At 42.4% G+C, this 15,212-nt stretch carries 11 protein-coding genes and 1 pseudogene; 5 read left to right on the top strand and 7 right to left on the bottom strand.

The window, feature by feature from the left end; translation table 11 throughout:
• Nucleotides 1–392 precede the first annotated feature (392 nt).
• Together azu and VZD24_RS11205 are read left to right on the top strand one after the other, a co-directional pair.
• A complete protein-coding gene (azu, locus tag VZD24_RS11210) occupies nt 393–905 on the top strand; it encodes an azurin (protein WP_342687636.1) in 513 nt (170 codons plus the stop codon).
• 277 nt (nt 906–1,182) lie between these two features.
• On the top strand, nt 1,183–1,542 hold the full coding sequence (locus VZD24_RS11205; RefSeq protein ID WP_342687635.1) for a hypothetical protein: 360 nt from the start codon (nt 1,183–1,185) through the stop codon (nt 1,540–1,542).
• Between the two features lie 626 nt (nt 1,543–2,168).
• On the opposite strand, the gene lplA is transcribed toward VZD24_RS11205, so the two are convergent.
• On the bottom strand, nt 2,169–3,167 hold the full coding sequence (lplA, locus tag VZD24_RS11200) for a lipoate--protein ligase (RefSeq protein ID WP_342687634.1): 999 nt from the start codon (nt 3,165–3,167) through the stop codon (nt 2,169–2,171).
• Nucleotides 3,168–3,199: 32 nt separating this feature from the next.
• Here lplA and VZD24_RS11195 point away from each other — a divergent pair, with 32 nt between their 5' ends.
• On the top strand, nt 3,200–3,550 hold the full coding sequence (locus VZD24_RS11195) for a hypothetical protein (RefSeq protein ID WP_342687633.1): 351 nt from the start codon (nt 3,200–3,202) through the stop codon (nt 3,548–3,550).
• Here the strand turns inward: VZD24_RS11195 and VZD24_RS11190 are convergent.
• Nucleotides 3,499–5,622 (bottom strand): TonB-dependent receptor, encoded by a 2,124-nt coding sequence (locus tag VZD24_RS11190; protein WP_342687632.1) that lies wholly within the window; start codon nt 5,620–5,622, stop codon nt 3,499–3,501. The two genes, VZD24_RS11195 and VZD24_RS11190, sit on opposite strands and share 52 nt — an antisense overlap.
• A 113-nt stretch (nt 5,623–5,735) precedes the next feature.
• Here VZD24_RS11190 and VZD24_RS11185 point away from each other — a divergent pair, with 113 nt between their 5' ends.
• Nucleotides 5,736–7,286 carry an NAD(P)/FAD-dependent oxidoreductase gene (locus VZD24_RS11185; protein WP_342687631.1) on the top strand — a complete coding sequence of 517 codons (1,551 nt, stop codon included), beginning with the start codon at nt 5,736–5,738 and terminating at the stop codon, nt 7,284–7,286.
• Between the two features lie 72 nt (nt 7,287–7,358).
• Here the strand turns inward: VZD24_RS11185 and VZD24_RS11180 are convergent, their stop codons facing one another.
• Nucleotides 7,359–7,499 (bottom strand): hypothetical protein, encoded by a 141-nt coding sequence (locus VZD24_RS11180; protein WP_342687630.1) that lies wholly within the window; start codon nt 7,497–7,499, stop codon nt 7,359–7,361.
• A 381-nt stretch (nt 7,500–7,880) separates the two neighbouring features.
• Between VZD24_RS11180 and VZD24_RS11175 the strand changes: the two are divergent.
• Nucleotides 7,881–8,213: pseudogene (locus VZD24_RS11175) on the top strand (FAD-dependent protein); the annotation flags it as partial.
• A gap of 100 nt (nt 8,214–8,313) precedes the next feature.
• Here the strand turns inward: VZD24_RS11175 and VZD24_RS11170 are convergent.
• The 4 genes from VZD24_RS11170 to VZD24_RS11155 form a co-directional block, all read right to left on the bottom strand.
• Nucleotides 8,314–8,454: a hypothetical protein gene (locus tag VZD24_RS11170; protein WP_342687630.1), complete on the bottom strand. Its 141-nt coding sequence runs from the start codon at nt 8,452–8,454 to the stop codon at nt 8,314–8,316.
• 2,386 nt (nt 8,455–10,840) lie between these two features.
• Complete coding sequence (locus tag VZD24_RS11165; RefSeq protein WP_279448118.1) at nt 10,841–11,269, bottom strand: FKBP-type peptidyl-prolyl cis-trans isomerase; 429 nt, start codon at nt 11,267–11,269, stop codon at nt 10,841–10,843.
• Nucleotides 11,270–11,432: 163 nt separating this feature from the next.
• Nucleotides 11,433–11,798 carry a response regulator gene (locus tag VZD24_RS11160; RefSeq protein ID WP_279448117.1) on the bottom strand — a complete coding sequence of 122 codons (366 nt, stop codon included), beginning with the start codon at nt 11,796–11,798 and terminating at the stop codon, nt 11,433–11,435.
• Nucleotides 11,791–14,928: a PAS domain S-box protein gene (locus tag VZD24_RS11155; protein WP_342687629.1), complete on the bottom strand. Its 3,138-nt coding sequence runs from the start codon at nt 14,926–14,928 to the stop codon at nt 11,791–11,793. Before VZD24_RS11155 ends, VZD24_RS11160 begins: the two co-directional genes overlap by 8 nt.
• Between the last annotated feature and the right edge of the window lie 284 nt (nt 14,929–15,212).

The raw sequence follows: 15,212 nt of genomic DNA, 5'->3' as shown, positions 1-15,212 counted from the left end.
CTACCTCGCCTATAATCCTCCCCAATTTGACCAATTAACCAATTAAACAGTTAAACAATTACTCAATCAACCAACAACCCACAACCGACAACAGACAACAGACAACAGACAACCGCCAACCGCCAACCCACAACAGCCAACCCACAACAGCCAACCCACAACCGACAACCGCCAACAGACAACCGCCAACAGACAACCGCCAACCGACAACCTCTACATGATTACACCTACCACACCAAACACAAAACCACCAAAATCTCAAATCCCCACCCCCCCCAAAAAAAATGTTACAACATTCCTAAATTTTCACAAATCATCCCCCGTATATTTTGCAATCCTAAAAATAGAAGCTAATTTTGTCTCTAATTTATAATTAATCTAAATTCTATATAATGAAAAAGTTAATCTTAGTATTTATGGCCGCAGTTGCAATTAGTTGCGGCGACAACAAAAAAGAAGAAAAACCTGGAATTCAAATTGGTACCCAAGTGGAAGAAAAGGCTGCCCCAGCCGAAACTACTGACGATACAGTAGCCAATATTACCATTGAAGGGAACGACCAAATGAAATTCAACAAATCTGAAATTCGCGTAAAGGCAGGTCAAAAAGTAGTACTTACCCTAAAACACGTGGGTACAATGGATATTAACGTAATGGGCCACAACTGGGCACTGCTTACACAAGATGCCGATATGGCTGCTGTAGGTCAAGCTGCTGCTTCAGCAAAAGACTCAGACTATATCCCAACCGATATGACCGATAAAATTATCGCTCATACCAAAATGCTTGGTGGCGGCGAAACCGACACTATAGAGTTCGACGCTCCTGCCCCGGGGACCTATACATTTATGTGTACCTTCCCAGGCCACTACGCCTTAATGCAAGGTAAATTTATCGTAGAGTAATAAAAGCGATAATCCTTTCCTAGCGTCCAACAATACGCTAGAAACAGCAATGTAAAATAAAATAGACCAAACACAGTCTAATACTTTACTTAAAAAAGCTGCAATTCAATTGCGGCTTTTTTTATTCCTTCTTCCCACTAAATAATCCAAGTGGCAACCAAATTAAAAGAAACAAAAACTTCCCCGTCACCACTCCAATAATCGTAATTATCGCTGCTAGTATATAAAATATCAATTTCATTACAACAAATATCAAACTATCATTCCCAAATCATAAATGCATCTACCCACAACCGCCAACCGACAACCCACAACAGACAACCGCCAACCCACAACCGACAACCCACAACCGACAACCCACAACCGACAACCCACAACCGACAACCGACAACCGACAACAGACAACAGACAACAGACAACAGACAACAGACAACCGACAACAGACAACCGACAACCGACAACCGACAACCGAAAACAGACACCCCTCAACCAAACCCTCACGCATTTCAAAAAAACCCATCTTTTCATATGTTGTCCCTACAGGACAATGGCTTACTCATCACTAATTTTTCTACCCATATGCCGTACCTACGGCACAGGCAATTATTTTCAATCTATCAAAACTGAAACGAAGTAATACAATCGCTCTAAAATATTGCGAGCGAAGCAAAGCAATACATCCAAATTTCAATTAAACATATCTCGCCTGCCCGGCACGAAGTAGTCGGGTCATTTCGAGAGAGGAACGACCGCGGCAACCATTTCAAATCTTCATTAAACATAACTCGCCTGCCCGGCACGAAGTCGACGGGTCATTGCGAGGGAGGAACGACCGCGGCAACCTCTACATGATTACACCTACCACACCAAACACAAAAACACCCTCAACCTTAAACCACCCCTCCTAAATTTAATTAAACCTATCTCGCCTGCCCAGCACGAAGTAAACGGATCATTGCGAGCGCAGCGCAACAACCTCTACATGACAGCACCTACCAAAGAAAACACAAAACCACCTCACGATCAACCCCCCAAAAACATCCCCCCAACCCCCCTTCTAAGGGGGGAATAAGCCACCTCGGCTTTAATCCTTCCCAATTTGACCAATTAACCAATTAAACAGTTAAACAATTACTCAATCAACCAACAACCCACAACCCACAACAGACAACAGACAACAGACAACAGACAACAGACAACCGCCACCCGACAACAGACAACCGACAACAGACAACCGACAACAGACAACAGACACCCGTCAACCTACCCCCCCCCATAAACCAACTCAATAAACTCCGCCTTCCCGATATCCCCAAAATATTCCTTCACATCAACATCTTTCAGCACTTCCAAAATATCCTCCTTTTCATAACGGTTTCCTATCAATAAATTTTCAAGGTTTTCCGTGGGCTCCTTTCCGAAGAAATCCCCGAAAATCTTAAAGTCTTTTATATATCCCTTCTCCACAAAAATGCGTAAATCAATTTCCCCTATGGGAAAACGCTTGCTCCGCTGAATATTAAACTTTGGCGAACGCCCGTAGTTCCAATCCCAAGTATCGTACTTCTCTTCCTTTAATTTGTGTACTGCCTGCCATTCCTCCGCACTTAAACGATAGCTCTCAAACGGTTCGCTCTCTTCGTATAAGCCTTCTAATAAAAGCTGCCTAAAGGCTTCAATTTTTAAGGGCGTTTTTAAGTATTCCGAAATATTGGCCACACGGCTACGCACAGACTTATGACCTTTCGATTCTATTTTGCTCATCTTTACATTAAGCGCATTTACTACCTCTCCCAAGTTGGTGTCCAGTAGGAGCGTCCCGTGACTTACCATTCGCTTCCCGGTAGAAAACTGCGCGGTTCCGGAAATCTTTTTCTCTTCTACCTGTATGTCGTTTCTCCCTTTTAATTCGGCATCAAGCCCTAAGCTCTTCAACACTTTTATAACGGGCGCAGTAAACTTTTTAAAATTGTTTAAGCTCTTTATATCGTGATTGGTGATAAAACTAAAATTGAGATTCCCATAATCGTGATACACTGCACCGCCACCCGATATTCTGCGGACTACATGGATTTTATTCTTATCCACATACTCGTGATTTATCTCCTCTAGGGTGTTTTGGTTTCTACCGATAATAATGGAAGGTTCGTTGATATAAAACAGTAAATAATCGTGTTCGGCGCTAAAATTTCGCAATGCGTATTCCTCCAATGCCAAGTTTAAACGCGGATTAGTATTGTTCTCGTTCTCTATAAAAATCATTGTAATGTAGTTTTATACAAAGATAATTAATTGTGATAAGCACAACCCAATTCCCAATCCCAAAAAACAACCCACAACCGCCAACCCACAACCGCCAACCGTCAACCGACAACAGTCAACCGCCAACCGCCAACCCACAACCGCCAACCGCCAACCCACAACCGCCAACCGACAACCGCCAACCGCCAACAGACAACCGCCAACAGACAACAGACAACCGACAACCGACAACAGACAACCCACAACCCACAACCGCCAACAGACAACAGACAACCGACAACCGCCAACAGACAACAGACAACAGACAACAGACAACCGACAACCGCCAACCTCACAACCACAAACTCACCACTCCATACCAATTTCGAGGCAACCCGGGATAATAATACCGTGGTTCAGAAGTACCGAAACTAGTGGCGTTTATTAAAATGGAAGAAGCGTATTTTTTATTGCCTATATTATTTACGCCCAAATGCAATTGCAATTGTAACCGCTTGCCTAATTTCTGGGTATAGGTAGTCTTTAAATTAAAAACCGTGTAGGCATCAGAATACAACGAATTACTATCGGTCATCGGCATTTCTCCAACGTGCAGAAAATTAGCGTTTAATGTAAATTGATTAAAGTTTGAGTTTAAGCCTCCACTTACTTTTAATGCCGGTACCCCCGTGAGCTTCTTCTGCGAATAATCACTTTCCCCGTCTGTAAAATCAATAAATCTATGCCGCGTAAATTCCGAATTTATATACGGTGAAATAGTAAACTCCCTACCCATTTTCTGAAAATAACGCACTCCAATTTCAATACCCTTATGATGGGTCTTTCCGGCATTTCTGCCAATATACTGGTCCTCTCCAATTCGGTCTGCAACCAACAGATCGGTTATACTCAAAAAATAGGCTGCAACTTCTAGGGAAAGCTTTCGGTTAAAGAGAAATACATTGCTTCCCACTTCATAATTATACCCTTTTTCAGGGCCGAGGGTCGGATTGATAATTCCATCTGGGGTAAGGGTTTCTTCTAGGGAAGGATAGTTAAACCCGAGACTAAAACTAAAATATCCAAGCAGGTTTTCACTAAACGTATAATGTAAATTTACGCTGGGGGCCAAAATAGGCTTAAAGTTTCTGTCTGCACTTTTATTGGCCGCTCCAGTATTAAAATGATCTCTATAGGTGTATTCCGTTGCGTTAAAGTTAAGCCCCACTTGGGTTTTAAGCTTTTTTAAAAACACTGTGGTAATTGTGGCAAAAGCATTAAAATTACTTCTAAGTTCCAAATTTTCACTAGCTACCGAACCTTCCAAACTGCCGTTGCCATTGTTTTCTTCATATAGATTTTCTATGGTTTTCCAATTGTATTCATCTTTGTAATATTCGCTCCCCAAACTAAAGGTAACGACTTTCTTCAACAGCTTAAAATCGCCGGTAAATACTGTTCGGGCACCGTAGCCATGGGTGTATTCATCCAAAATATTAAATGGCCGGGGCTCGTAATGGTCTAAATAACTATAAAAAACACTACTGCTATTGCTGAGGTTTTCAGAAAACTGATGTGTGAAACCGATACCAATTAAGGTTTGCCGATTGTCTTCAAAGCCCTGTGCGGCCTTCCAGCTAAAAGCGGCCTGCGTAGGGTCTTCCTCAAAGGCGGTCTTCCCGATGGAGCTGGGTATCTGCGCGTAATAATCTGTGTATTTTGCCAATAGCGATACGGTGCTATGTCGGTTAAATTTATAACTCGAATTTAGTAGCAGCGCCTTTCTATTGTAATAATTGTTTTCCCTAAATCCCTGCGTCTGCAGATGATCGTACTTTAGGTTTACGGCCCACTTTTCCGTAGCAGTTGCCACGGCAATCGTATTTTTAAAAAGCTCAAATGAGCCAAGGGTTAAGCTACTATTAAATTCAGTTTTCCCCGCTGCTACCTCTTTTGAAGTGAGCAAAATGGTACCCCCTAAATTAGTGCCGTATGCAGTGGCTTTCGGACCTTTTACAATTTCTACTGCCTCCAAATATTCGGGATCGTAACTATCAATCGCCGTTTCCCCACCGCCATTTGTAATGGGGATGCCGTTAAAATATGCGCGAATTTTATTGGTGCCATAAAGCGTTCGCGATCCCACCCCTCTAATCGTAATTCTATTGGTGTTAATGGCCCCACGCTGAATATACACTCCCGGGATTTCGTTTATTGCCGAAACTAGCTCAACGGGACTATAGGCTTCTATTTTTTCGGTGGAAAGAATCGCTGTAGGGATAATTATATTGGCATTGGACCTGCTTAGCGAATCCTTTCTTCCAAAACCTGCCACTTGCACTTCTTCTAAATATTGAAATTTTAAATCGGTACTATCCTTTGCTTTGTCATTCTTTCTGTCGTCTTGTGCCACTGCGCCATAGCTAATTGTGGCTATTAATAGAAATATAAAAATTTTATAAGGTGAAGTCTTCATACAGTTTTACAATTTCAGTGGATTTCTTCTAACAAATTAAAACACGCAACACGTATTCAATAATCCACCTTCCATTATACAAAGTAACGAATTAACATTTACCTTTGCTCCTCATGAGCAGATTGGTTGCTATTTCCGTTTTACCGCATCAACAAGAGGATAATGCCTTTATTCTAGACCTTGCGCTGGAAAAGGCAAAACTCCGAAAGGGCGCTATAAGCGATTGGCGAATTCGCAAACGCTCCATCGATGCGCGTCGTAAGCCTATAAAAATAAACCTACAGATTGAGTTGTGGTTACAGGGCGAAACGCGCGAAACCATTCCGCCCTTTATTCCTCAAAATGTAAAGGAAGCTAAACCGGTTGCTATCATTGGCGCTGGTCCCGCCGGACTTTACGCGGCGCTTCGGGCGCTGGAGGCGGGATTAAAACCTATAGTATTTGAACGTGGAAAAGACGTCCGCGAACGCCGAAGAGATTTAGCGGCAATAAATAAAGACCACCGTGTAAACCCAGAAAGCAATTACTGCTTTGGCGAAGGAGGGGCCGGCACTTATTCCGACGGTAAGCTTTATACCCGATCCAAAAAGCGCGGCAATGTTCTCAAGGCCTTGGAGTGGTTTGTTCACTTTGGAGCCGATCCATCAATTCTCGTTGATGCCCATCCACATATTGGCACCAATAAGTTGCCAAAAATTATAAGCAGCATGCGGGAGGCCATTATAGAAAATGGGGGAGAAGTACACTTTAATTCAAAATTAACCGATTTAAAAGTGGAGGCGGAGGCTATTAGCGCTATTCAAATTAATAATGAAACTTGGTTTCCCTTTAAAAACGTAATCCTTGCCACGGGCCATTCCGCACGCGATATCTTTTATCTACTACACGCAAAAAGCATCGCAATTGAAGCGCAACCCTTTGCTATTGGCGTACGGGTAGAGCATCAGCAGGCGTTAATAGATTGTATTCAATATCACGGCAATGACGATAACCCGTATCTACCGCCTGCCAGCTATTCCTTGGTCACCCAGGTAGATGGTCTTGGGGTGTATTCCTTTTGTATGTGCCCCGGCGGAATTATTGCTCCCTGTGCCACTGCCCAGGACGAAGTGGTAACCAACGGTTGGAGCCCGAGCAAACGCAACAATCCATACGCCAACTCAGGTATAGTGGTAAGTGTTTCGCCCAAAGATCTGCCAAATTATACACCAGGCGATCCATTTGTTTGCTTAAACTTTCAAAAAGAAGTAGAGCAGCGCTGTTGGGAAGCAGGAGGGAAGACCCAAAAAGTCCCCGCCCAACGGATGATAGATTTTGTGGAAGGTAGAATATCCGAAGACTTCCCAAAAACATCCTATCAACCCGGAATTGTTTCTGCCGACTTAAACAAAGTACTTCCCCCATTACTCTCAAAACGTCTCAAAAAGGCATTCGTAGATTTCGGCAATAAAATTAACGGCTATTATACCAACCAAGCCGTACTACACGCCCCTGAAAGTAGAACCTCTTCCCCAATAAATATCCCCCGAAACCCCGATACCTTAGAACACCGCGAAATAAAAGGCCTATATCCCTGCGGTGAAGGCGCTGGCTACGCCGGTGGCATCATCTCCGCCGCCATAGACGGCATTAACTGCATAGACGCCATCGCCAAAAAACAATAACCAACCGCCAACAGACAACCCACAACCGACAACAGACAACCCACAACCGACAACCGACAACAGACCCCCGTCTCAAAGTCCCCCAACCCCAAAGTGGAGCAAAACCCTTTTCAACTCCATTCCGTCCTTTCGTCCTTTTGTCCTTTCATCCTTTCCGTCTTTTCCATCCTTTGCGCCCTCTGCGCCCCCTTTGTGTCCTTTGTGGTTAAACATTCCACCTCAGACAACAGACAACCGCCAACAGACAACCCACAACCGACAACTCACAACCGACATTAGACACCCGACACCCCTCAACTCTAAACTAAAAAAACCAAACATTTCCAAAAAACCCGGCATTACATATGTTGTCCCTACAGGACAATGGCTTACTCATCACTATTTTTTCTACCCATATGTTGTGCCTACGGCACAGGCAATTAATTTTAACCTATCAAAACTGAAACGAAGTAATACAATCGCTCTAAAATATTGCGAGCGAAGCAAAGCAATACCTCCAAATCTTCATTAAACCTAACTCGCCTGCCCGGCACGAAGTAGACGGATCATTGCGAGCGCAGCGCAACAACCATTTCGAATTTTTATTAATACTAATCCGAAGACTTCCCAAAAACATCCTATCAACCCGGAATTGTTTCTGCCGACTTAAACAAAGTACTTCCCCCATTACTCTCAAAACGTCTCAAAAAGGCATTCGTAGATTTCGGCAATAAAATTAACGGCTATTATACCAACCAAGCCGTACTACACGCCCCTGAAAGTAGAACCTCTTCCCCAATAAATATCCCCCGAAACCCCGATACCTTAGAACACCGCGAAATAAAAGGCCTATATCCCTGCGGCGAAGGCGCTGGCTACGCCGGTGGCATCATCTCCGCCGCCATAGACGGCATTAACTGCATAGACGCCATCGCCAAAAAACAATAACCAACCGCCAACCGCCAACAGACAACAGACAACAGACAACCCACAACCGACAACAGACAACCCACAACCCACAACCGACAACCGACAACAGACCCCCGTCTCAAAGTCCCCCAACCCCAAAGTGGAGCAAAACCCTTTTCAACTCCATTCCGTCCTTTCGTCCTTTTGTCCTTTCATCCTTTCCGTCTTTTCCATCCTTTGCGCCCTCTGCGCCCCCTTTGTGTCCTTTGTGGTTAAACATTCCACCTCAGACAACAGACAACCGCCAACAGACAACCCACAACCGACAAATCACAACCGACATTAGACACCCGACACCCCTCAACTCTAAACTAAAAAAACCAATCATTTCCAAAAAACCCGGCATTACATATGTTGTCCCTACAGGACAATGGCTTACTCATCACTAATTTTTCTACCCATATTTTGTGCCTACGGCACAGGCAATTAATTTCAATCTATCAAAACTGAAACGAAGTAATACAATTGCTCTAAAATATTGCAATCGCAGTAAAGCAATACATCCAAATTTTCATTAAACCTAACTCGCCTGCCCGGCACGAAGTAGACGGATCATTGCGAGCGCAGCGCAACAACCATTTCGAATTTTTATTTATACTAACTCGCCTGCCCGGCACGAAGTAGACGGGTCATTGCGAGGCCGTAGGCCGTGGCAACCTCTACATGATTGCATCTACCATAGAAAACACAAAACACCGTCAACCTTAAACCACCCCTCCTAAATTTAATTAAAACTAACTCGCCTGCCCGGCACAAAGTAGACGGGTCATTGCGAGCGCAGCGCGGCAACCTCTACATGATTACACCTACCACACCAAACACAAAACACAAAACCACCCCACAATCAACCCCTCAACCAAAACCTCAAGCATTTCAAAAAAACCCGGCTTTTCATATGTTGTCCCTACAGGACAATGGCTTAGTCATTACTAATTTTTCTACCCATATTTTGTGCCTACGGCACAGGCAATTAATTTCAATCTATCAAAACTGAAACGAAGTAATACAATCGCTCTAAAATATTGCGAGCGAAGCAAAGCGATACCTCCAAATTTTCATTAAACCTAACTCGCCTGCCCGGCACGAAGTAGACGGATCATTGCGAGCGCAGCGCAACAACCATTTCGAATTTTTATTTATACTAACTCGCCTGCCCAACACGAAGTAGACGGGTCATTGCGAGGCCGTAGGCCGTGGCAACCTCTTCATGATTACACCTACCACTAAAAACACAAAACACCGTCAACCTTAAACCACCCCTCCTAAATTTAATTAAAACTAACTCGCCTGCCCGGCACAAAGTAGACGGGTCATTGCGAGCGCAGCGCGGCAACCTCTACATGATTACACCTACCACACCAAACACAAAACACAAAACCACCCCACAATCAACCCCTCAACCAAAACCTCAAGCATTTCAAAAAAACCCGGCTTTTCATATGTTGTCCCTACAGGACAATGGCTTAGTCATTACTAATTTTTCTACCCATATTTTGTGCCTACGGCACAGGCAACTAGTTTCAATCTATCAAAATTGAAACGAAGTAATACAATTGCTCAAAAATATTGCCAGCGAAGCAAAGCGATACATCCAAATTTCAATAAAACCTAACTCGCCTGCCCAACACGAAGTAGACGGGTCATTGCGAGCGCAGCGCGGCAACCTCTACATGACAGCACCTACCAAAGAAAACACAAAACCACCTCACGATCAACCCCCCAAAAACATCCCCCCAACCCCCCTTCTAAGGGGGGAATAAGCCACCTCGGCTTTAATCCTTCCCAATTACACAGTTAAACAATTACACAATCAACAATCAACAATCAACCGACAACCGATAACAGACACCCGACACCCCTCAACTCTAAACTAAAAAAACCAATCATTTCCAAAAAACCCGGCTTTTCATATGTTGTCCCTACAGGACAATAGCTTACTCACACTAATTTTTCTACCCATATGTTGTGCCTACGGCACAGGCAATTAATTTCAATCTATCAAAACTATAACGAAGTAATACAATCGCTCTAAAATATTGCCAACGAAGCAAAGCAATCCATCCAAATTTCAATAAAACCTAACTCGCCTGCCCAACACGAAGTAGACGGGTCATTGCGAGGGAGGCACGACCGCGGCAACCTCTACATGCTAGCACCTACCACTAAAAACACAAAAAAACCCACAATCACCCCCTAAAAACATCCCCCCAACCCTCTTTCTAAGGGGGAAATAACCCATCTCCGCTTTAATCCTCCCCGATTTAACCAATTAACCAATTACACAGTCCCAACAACACACAACCGCCAACCGCCAACAGACAACCGACAACCGCCAACCGCCAACCGACAACCGACAACAGACAACCGACAACAGACAACCGCCAACCGACAACAGACACCCGACAACCGCCAACCGACAACCGCCAACCGCCAACCGACAACCGACAACCGCCAACCGACAACCGACAACAGACAACCGCCCACCGACAACAGACAACCGACAACCGCCAACCCACAACCGACAACCGACAACAGACACCCGACAAAAAAAAGCCCCTCCATTACAGAGAAGCTTTTCTTAATTATTCAGTATTAGTGCTAGTAATCTACTTTATTTCAAGTAATTCCAGTTCAAAGGTCAAGTCTTGTCCAGCCAAAGGATGGTTGGCATCTACGATAATAAAATCGTCCTTTACATCTGCAACACGCAGCTGACGCTCAGTTCCATCAGGATTTTTAGATACTAACCCCATCCCAACCTCAGGCTTTATTTCCTGTGGTAAGTTTTCATTGGGTATCTTTTGGAATAGCTCTTTTTGAACTTCCCCGTATGCCTCTTCTTTTGGAATGGTAATGGTCTTCTTTTCATTAACCTTCATTGCTACCAATCCTTTTTCAAAACCAGGAATAAGTCGGCCTTCACCCAATTTTACTTCCAATGGCTCGCGCTGCACAGAACTGTCGAACACCTGCCCGTCATTTAATTTTCCCGTGTAGTGAAGTTTTACGGTTTCATTTCCTTGTACTTGACTCATAATATTTGTTTTTTTCGATTATTTAATCAATAAGTTGGCAAAACTATGGGTTTGAGTTGCCAATTCCACAGAATAATGCCTAAATATAACAGATTAAGGAAAAATTAACGTATCGGTTTCCGCTGCGTTATTATAAAAAATAATTGCGGTTTATGCTTTGTGATTAGCCAACTAAAGAGGAAAGGACTTCTATTTTTAAAGGTTTTAATAAGTACGAAAGTACCTCCGCGTTTTCTTTTGCTTTTATAATATCGGTATTATCTACGGAAGAGGTGAGTATATGTATCTGTAAGTTGCGCTCAATTTTTTCCTTTCTGATGTTTGCTATAAATTCCCACCCATTCATCTCTGGCATATGAATATCTAAAAAAACAAGATACGAATCAGTTTGATGCTCACGAATATATTCCAGCGCCTCAACACCGCTTTTTAGAGCCGTAATGGGCAAATCTGGAAATTGCGACTTAATTACCCTTGTATTAATCAAGTTAATGATAGGGTCGTCGTCAATTAATAATATTTCACGCATCTTCGTTTTCAATGGTATTTATTTTATGCGTTATCTCATGAATAACCTCATCGAGCTCATGGGCGGCATCAGAAATCATTTTAAAAATTTCATTGGTCGCCTGGTCCTTATCCTCAAGCTCCGAAAGATAGATCAATCCCATGATTTTGGAAAGTGGGGCCCTAATTACGTGCGACTGCATCCAAGCAATTTCACGTAAATTCGTGTTCTGTCTTTTTATTTGCTCCAGTTGCTGCCGCGATATGGTAACATTTAAGGCCGAACCAATAGATCTAATCGGATTGCCCTCTTCGTCTCGTATAATATAGCACCTATCTACAAAATATGCAATACTCCCATCCTCTTTAAGCAGTCTGTATTCCCTTTCCCACGATTTTTTTTCTTTATTGCGGAAAGCGGTTTGCAACGACTCCCATAAATCGGGTAGATCTTCCGGATGTACATTTCCAAACCACGAATTGTCTATTACAAAAGGTTCGCTGGTGTCGTAATGCAAAGTGCCTTCATACCCCTTACCCCGCGAAACAGTTTGTTTTTGATGGTCTATTTCCCAGATCATTTCGTTGCTGGCTTGCATTGCTAACCTAAACCGTTCATTGCTATAGGCTAACTGTTGTTGGATTTCCTTGCTCTCGTTTATATCCTGTATGGTACCTTCCAGCCGGGCTGGTTTTCCTGCGTCGTCTAGTATTAAGCGAGCTTCCTGACGTACCCATCTAACTTCGTTTGTCGCAGTTATAATGCGGTGTTCAAAACTTTTAACCTGCCCGGGTTTAAGTGAATCAACAATAATATTATCTAGAAATAAATGCCGGTCAGAAGGATGAAAAGTACGCGCAATATTCTCTAAAGTAGGGGTGAAGTTTGAAACTGTGTACCCAAATATAGCGTACATTTCTTCACTCCAATCTGATAAATCGGTATCTAAATTTCTACTCCAATACCCTAACTTCGCAATTTTTTGTGCATTCCGTAATCGCAAATACGCGGCTTCTAAACTTTGTTCTGCAATTTTTTGTTCCGTAATATCCTTGGCAACCGCCACAATAACCTTAGCTTCCTTATTGATTGTAGCACTCCATCGCAACCATTTTATTGCTCCACTTTTTGTTCTTAACTTAGATTCAAATGAACTTATACTATCGGGATTGGTCTTTAATATCTCTATAAACGCAGCCCTGTCTTCCTTGAAAATTACATATTTTAAAATCGGACTGTTCTTTATCTCCGCATTGGTATAGCCCAATAAATTCTTAAATGCCTTGTTGTATTTTATTAGGGTGCCATCCAAACCAACCAAACAATGTGGATCTGGCGAAATATCGAAGAAGTTATGATATTCCTCCGCTATCATTTTCTGCTTTACCACGGCGCCTATCTGTTGCCCTACGTCCACCAAAATTTTAAGATATTCTGACAGATACTGATCTTCAAATTGTGAAAAACAGATAATACATCCCAAAAATTCTTCGTTAAAAATAATGGGTATGCCTATAGCCGAATTTAAATTGGTGATATCTGCAGCATCAGTCCGAACAAAAGTGTTGCAATTTTGAATATCCTGCCATATAAACGATTCTTTAGATTGCCATATATGCCCCGGATATCCACTGCCTATCTTAAAACTGTGAACCTCTTTCGAGCTGTCGTAAAACTCGTTAAGCGCAATATCCTGTTGCCATTTTGAGATTAAATTCAACTTCGTACTGTCTTCTGAAATTAGCCAAGCTTCGCTAATGTGAATTCCCGATAACTTAATCAATTCCTTTAAAGCCTCTGTCAAACAAATAGATAATGAGCCAGGACCATTAATTTGTTTGGTAAGGGAGGCCACGAGCTCCTTTCCTAGGTTTTTTTCAACCTCTGGGGTTACATCCTTCGTATTTGCCACAATGCCGTTTATGGCAGGGTCTTGAAGATGGTTCGTTAATTCAGTTTGTATCCACCGCCAATTTCCATGGGCATCCGGAAACCTAAAAGGGGCAATAGATACTCTTTCCGTTGTTAAAATTTCCTCCAGATGTTTTAATAAGCGGGGCGCATCTTCTTCATATATAAAATCGAATGCGTTTTTACCTATAAAATCTTTTGGCGGAATACCCAGTACTTTAGTCGAATTCGGGGCTACATAGGTATAAAATCCTTCCTTGTTAATAATGGCAATTAAATCGGTTCCATTTTGAACGAGCGACCTAAACCGTGCCTCACTATCTATTAACTTTTGCTGTGCCTGCTTCGCTTTAATAACATGTCCCAAATTGGATGCGAGGTTTTTTAAAAGCGCTAATTCATGTTCCTTATACCTTCGTTCATGTACGCAGTCGTCTATTCCAATAAACCCGCTAAACACCCTGTTAATCATCACGGGAAGTACTAAAATAGACCGTATGTTCTGTTCTTGTAATATGTGCTTTATAGGGGTGTTGGGCAGTTCTGATACAATGGCCTCAAAAAATTTACCTTCCTGTAACTGGTTTATAAATAGTGGAAACTGGGAGTAGGGTATTTGCTGCAGCTCCGGATTGTCTATTTGCATATCGCTGCTATCCCGAACCCATTCAAGACGCTGGGAGGTGGTATTCTTCTCTAAATTATTCTGAAAAAAATAAACCCTATCTATTTCAAGCGTATCGCCCACAATTTGAAAACAACGGTTTAAAGCCACTACCCAATTTTCCGACCGTAACAATAGCTGATTCAGCTCTCCAATTATTGCCAAATATTGCTTTTGCTCACTAATTCGCTTTTCCTGTAAATAGTGCTCCGTTAAATCTATGGCAGTAACTATATCTGCCTGCCTGCCTTTAAAATGAAGTAGATTGCTTTTTATTTGAACCCGAATAAGACTTCCATCTTTTTTTTGGTGAACATACAGATAGTCTTTGTATTGTTTTGTTCTAGCCCGCGTTTCCTTTACCGCCTTTAATAATCTCGGAATTTCCTCTTCAGGCCTAATGTCTTTTATGGTCATCGACATAAATTCCGCTTCCGAATAGCCATAATGCTTTATTGCCTCTTGATTTACCGCCAAAAACCGAAGTGTTTCAACGTCGTAAATCCACATAGGGAAAGGGTATAGATCAAATATTTCCTGATCTGGGAAATTGTATTTCTCAATAGAACTGCTCATAGATAAAAATGGTTGTTTTAAGCGAAAAAGCTATACCGGTAAAATACCTATAAAACAAATTGAATTGAAATCGATGTTTGCCGAAATGGTTAATAATTACATTTTCGAAGAAGAGAAATGGATGCCAACCAATTGTTGTGGCACCTGAAAATGAATTTGCAAACTCACATTTTTTAGATAATAGTTTCCTATCTATTGCCTTGTAAAGATTTATCATGCTAAAGTAGATTTGTTGCTCAAATAAATTCTGCTACATTGTTTTTTAATAACAAAAGGTAATACCT

The sequence above is a fragment of the Aequorivita flava genome (genome assembly GCF_038742595.1).
GTDB lineage: Bacteria > Bacteroidota > Bacteroidia > Flavobacteriales > Flavobacteriaceae > Aequorivita > Aequorivita marisscotiae.
This window is presented reverse-complemented; position numbering and strand designations above follow the sequence as displayed.

Excerpts from the sequence above, each read along its gene's own strand:
- VZD24_RS11180 (WP_342687630.1), bottom strand. The coding sequence starts at position 7,499 with ATGTTTAACCACAAAGGACACAAAGGGGGCGCAGAGGGCGCAAAGGAT.
- VZD24_RS11205 (WP_342687635.1), top strand. The coding sequence starts at position 1,183 with ATGCATCTACCCACAACCGCCAACCGACAACCCACAACAGACAACCGC.
- VZD24_RS11155 (WP_342687629.1), bottom strand. The coding sequence starts at position 14,928 with ATGAGCAGTTCTATTGAGAAATACAATTTCCCAGATCAGGAAATATTT.
- azu (WP_342687636.1), top strand. The coding sequence starts at position 393 with ATGAAAAAGTTAATCTTAGTATTTATGGCCGCAGTTGCAATTAGTTGC.
- VZD24_RS11165 (WP_279448118.1), bottom strand. The coding sequence starts at position 11,269 with ATGAGTCAAGTACAAGGAAATGAAACCGTAAAACTTCACTACACGGGA.
- VZD24_RS11190 (WP_342687632.1), bottom strand. The coding sequence starts at position 5,622 with ATGAAGACTTCACCTTATAAAATTTTTATATTTCTATTAATAGCCACA.
- VZD24_RS11160 (WP_279448117.1), bottom strand. The coding sequence starts at position 11,798 with ATGCGTGAAATATTATTAATTGACGACGACCCTATCATTAACTTGATT.
- VZD24_RS11185 (WP_342687631.1), top strand. The coding sequence starts at position 5,736 with ATGAGCAGATTGGTTGCTATTTCCGTTTTACCGCATCAACAAGAGGAT.
- lplA (WP_342687634.1), bottom strand. The coding sequence starts at position 3,167 with ATGATTTTTATAGAGAACGAGAACAATACTAATCCGCGTTTAAACTTG.
- VZD24_RS11170 (WP_342687630.1), bottom strand. The coding sequence starts at position 8,454 with ATGTTTAACCACAAAGGACACAAAGGGGGCGCAGAGGGCGCAAAGGAT.